Source organism: Kribbia dieselivorans NBRC 106261 (genome assembly GCF_001552435.1).
Classification (GTDB): domain Bacteria; phylum Actinomycetota; class Actinomycetes; order Actinomycetales; family Dermatophilaceae; genus Kribbia; species Kribbia dieselivorans.
Window position 1 is genome coordinate 1 of sequence record NZ_BCRE01000255.1, and the last position, 3,673, is coordinate 3,673.

The following is a 3,673-nucleotide window of genomic DNA, read 5'->3' on the forward strand; positions in this document are numbered from 1 at the left end:
GGCCGAGCCGGTGTGGAACCCCGATGGGCACGCCCTGTCGTGGCGGGCGGTGTGGGCCTACTCCGCCAAACGTGCCGCCCGGGACGCGAAGACGTTGACGTTGCAGGAGAACCGAGCCATCGCCGTGGTGGCGGGTGAGAAGACCGCTCGGACACCGCGGTTCGTCAAGACCAGCAACGGCGCCACCACCCTGGATGAGGCCTCACTCGCGCGGGCGCGACGCCTCGTCGGCCTAAAGGGCTACGTGACCAACATCCCGGCCCACCTCATGTCCGCCAGCGAGGTGATCGCCAGCTACCACGACCTGTGGCACGTCGAGCAGTCGTTCCGGATGTCCAAGACCGACCTGCGAGCGAGGCCCATGTTCCACCACGCCAGGGACGCGATCGAAGCCCACCTGACGATCGTGTTCGCCGCCCTGGCGGTCGCCCGCTACCTACAGGACGCCACCGGGCTGAGCATCAAGAAGATCATCCACGCGCTACGGCCCTTGCAGCAGATCACCGTCACGATCGCCGGTCACGAACACCACGCCCGCGACCCACTCACCGACACCGCGCAGGGCATCCTCGACGCGCTCGACATCCAGCCCGACTGACACACCCCGGTGGCACGAGTCAGGGGCGCTGAGCGCGACGAGTGCCGTGGCTGCGGGGGAGGAGATCCTTCCAAGGTCGGGCACAGTGCCCGCTGGTGATGGCATTGATGGCAACTGGACCGGTTCGCGTGCCGAGGCCGCGGAAACCCCCGATTTCACGTCTGCGCGGTCTACATCGAAACGGAAGATGATCGATGAGTGGGTCACGCAGATGAAGGTGGGCAACTCTGAGGCTGCGGAGCGCGCCCGGCGCGTGCACGTGGAGAAGTACCCGGACGACGATGAACGTCCCTCTGCGGCTCAGGCCCGCGCCACCGCGTCGACGTCGGCCAATGCAGTAGCCGCTTACCCCGCCTCGGACTTCCTTGCAGATGTTCGCGCGGACGGTCAGGTCAACGGGATCTACTGCGGGCCAGCGTCGGGTCTGGGGATGATCAAGACCCAGGATGGTGTGGGATTCCATTCGCGCAAGGACGGGAACTTGCCCTACCAGGTCCATATGGCCAACTACGAACACATGCAAACCGACTACTACGGGGCCACGGATTGGGCGCGGGGGCAGTGGCGTCGTGGAGTGAACAACTGGCGAGGCACAAACTATTACACCCAGGTGGGCGGCAGTGTGTCCTCGGCCTATGAGTTCAGCAAGGCGGTTCAGTACGCCGTCAACCACGACAGCAAGGGCGTCGGTGTGAGCACCGTCGAGTATGTTGGGAAGCCTCACTACAACGAGCATCCAAATCGTTTGATCGGGCATTGGATCTGGGCGTACGGATTCAGCCAGGATGGTGCTTACACTCACTTGGCAGACCCGGCCCATAGTCTCGCGACGTTCCCGGACTCCCAACCGCGGTTCAGCATCGGCCGCTCAACGCTGTGGCTCAACGTGGAAGAACACGGGTACGTGAACTGATGGCCCGGGTCAGTTCAGCGACGTGCCTTGCGCTGCTCGCATTGACATTGACTACCGGTGCGTGCACGGGAGAAGACAAACCGTCTCCGGCCGCCAATGGTGGCCTCCAAACAGTTGGTCACTATGGGGGCGATGACAAGGGCAAAGGCCAGTACAGCCCCTACGCCTTGGCACCCAACGGAGATATGCTGGTCGGCTTCATGCCGGATTCGAATCATCCGGAACGGTTGATGGGTGGCACGACGCAGATGGGTTGGCGTGTGGGTGAGGAGGTCACGCCGATCAGTGTTCCGAAGTCGGGTGCGTATCGCCAAACAATCGCGGCCGACATCGATGGCGAGGCCGTGGTCTGGCGCCAGACCGCTTCGACCCGCCTTGACATCGAGGACTGGGTCATCCTCGCGACGACCGACCACAAGAACGCGCACATCGTGGCGAGCAACACTGAGTACTACAAGACCGACTCGCCCCCTTTGTTCAACCCAGATCACCATCCCCTCGCCGTGGTCGGGGACCAGGTGTTCTGGTCCGTGGTGGACTGGCCCACCGCCCGACCCGAATCACCCAAGACCAACCCCGGCAAGTACCCCGGTCGACAAACGTACCGGGTATTGCGCCGCAGTATCTCTGGCAAAGGACCCGTCCGCGAGGTCGCCGAAGGCGCCTACGGGCCATCAGGGGCCCACGACCGACTCGTCTACATCGACGACGCACGCCTCCGCACCGGCAGAAACTCCGGAGAAGTTCGAATCATGGAGATGCGCGAGAGCAACTCTGGGCAGGAGATTCACTCCTTGGGCCAATTGACAAAGGGAGCCGGGATTCCAACCGCCTGCGGAGGCGAGGGATACACCGCATGGATTAGATCCAGATCGACGCGGGCAGAGCTCGAGATTCTCCTCGAGGGCGGCGACCAGCCTCGTCGGGTCCCGCTCGAAACCACAGCATCCGCCGCGACCCTCGCTTGCGGCGATGGGTTTGTCACGTGGGGACGGGATCGCAACCGAGCACTGCTCCATGACATCCCCTCAGGCAAGACGACGGTCCTGCAAGCAACAGCCTCGTCATCCCAGCCATTGGTTGCCGGACATATGGTCGCGTGGCCTGGGGCAATCGACCAGAGTCGCGGGGTTCAGTGGAGCATCGGAACGTGGACCGCGTTCCCACAATGATCCGGTTGGGGTTGGCACGCACGAACTTCCTGTCGTAACTCGGCTCCAGCCTGGCCGGCGGCCGAGGGTGTGTGGCTCAGCCGTGGGCGGTCACTCCCCCGAGAGGTGTTCACTGAGGGTGGGGCGCTTCAACAGGGACGCGAGTCTCAGCCCTCGGAAGGTGTTTCTCATCCCTCGATCGCGCGTACCTTGGCCGTGACCTCGTCGACGGACAAACCGGTGATCTCATCCCAGACCGGAGAATCAGAGCCCCCGTACGGCTCGGTGAGTCTGCCGTCGACGATCTCGAACGCGCCATCCTCCCCGGGCGGGGTGTACACCTCGTACTCGCCTTCAACACCCTGGTTCGCCGAGATGAAGACCCGCTCGCCAACGTCCAACCACGGCACACCCGCGGGAGTGATCGGGATAGCCTTCCCATCCGGCCCGTCAGGGATGGACCACCCAAAGGTATAGAGCTGAACCGACGTCACACTCGTGTCCCCGGCCAGAACCGAGTCCACACGAACGGTGACCAACCGTCGACGCTCATTGTCGCGAGCGCCAGGTTCGTTGGTGAGCGCCTCAGGCCCATCGGATGCGCCGGTGACTGTCCCCACAAACGTCACGTCGTTGGCCACCAAATCCGAGAGCGACTCCGCACCGATCCCCCACGTGGGGTGAATCAGTGTGAGTCCATCGGGGTCCCGAGTACCTGCTCCATCGTCCGTGGAGGCAGACTCTTGGCCGCAACCGAGCAGGCTCACCAATGACAGAGACAGGGACAACGCAGCCGCTGGGCGAACTGTCATGGTCGCCAAGATAACAGCAGCCGCGCGCAACTGTGCCCATTCTTGGAAATGCGATAAAGGCCACGAACGACGACGCGTTGTGGCCACAGCCCACTGGGGCCGTCGTCAGAACCGTTGGCCGGTCAGCCGCTCGTAGGCCTCGATGTACTTGGCGCGGGTCTGATCGACGACGCGGACCGGAAGCGCCGGCGGCGGAGTA

4 protein-coding genes are annotated in these 3,673 nt (G+C 63.7%); 3 read left to right on the top strand and 1 reads right to left on the bottom strand.

The annotated features are described in order from the left end of the window. From KD1_RS15520 to KD1_RS15530, 3 genes are all read left to right on the top strand, one after another. Positions 1–598: IS1634 family transposase (locus tag KD1_RS15520; protein ID WP_157073411.1), on the top strand; the 598-nt coding region annotated here is incomplete at its 5' end. Positions 599–683: 85 nt separating this feature from the next. Next, entirely contained in the window at positions 684–1,511 is an 828-nt protein-coding gene (locus KD1_RS15525; RefSeq protein ID WP_157073412.1) for a hypothetical protein, read from the top strand. Beyond that, entirely contained in the window at positions 1,511–2,683 is a 1,173-nt protein-coding gene (locus tag KD1_RS15530; protein ID WP_157073413.1) for a hypothetical protein, read from the top strand. Before KD1_RS15525 ends, KD1_RS15530 begins: the two co-directional genes overlap by 1 nt. 167 nt (positions 2,684–2,850) lie before the next feature. Here the strand turns inward: KD1_RS15530 and KD1_RS15535 are convergent, their stop codons facing one another. Further along, positions 2,851–3,429, bottom strand: coding sequence for a hypothetical protein (locus KD1_RS15535; RefSeq protein ID WP_217995915.1), 579 nt, complete (start codon positions 3,427–3,429; stop codon positions 2,851–2,853). Positions 3,430–3,673 lie beyond the last annotated feature (244 nt).

Bases quoted from the DNA above. Each gene is read 5' to 3' on its own strand.
- KD1_RS15530 (WP_157073413.1), top strand. From the start codon at position 1,511: ATGGCCCGGGTCAGTTCAGCGACGTGCCTTGCGCTGCTCGCATTGACA.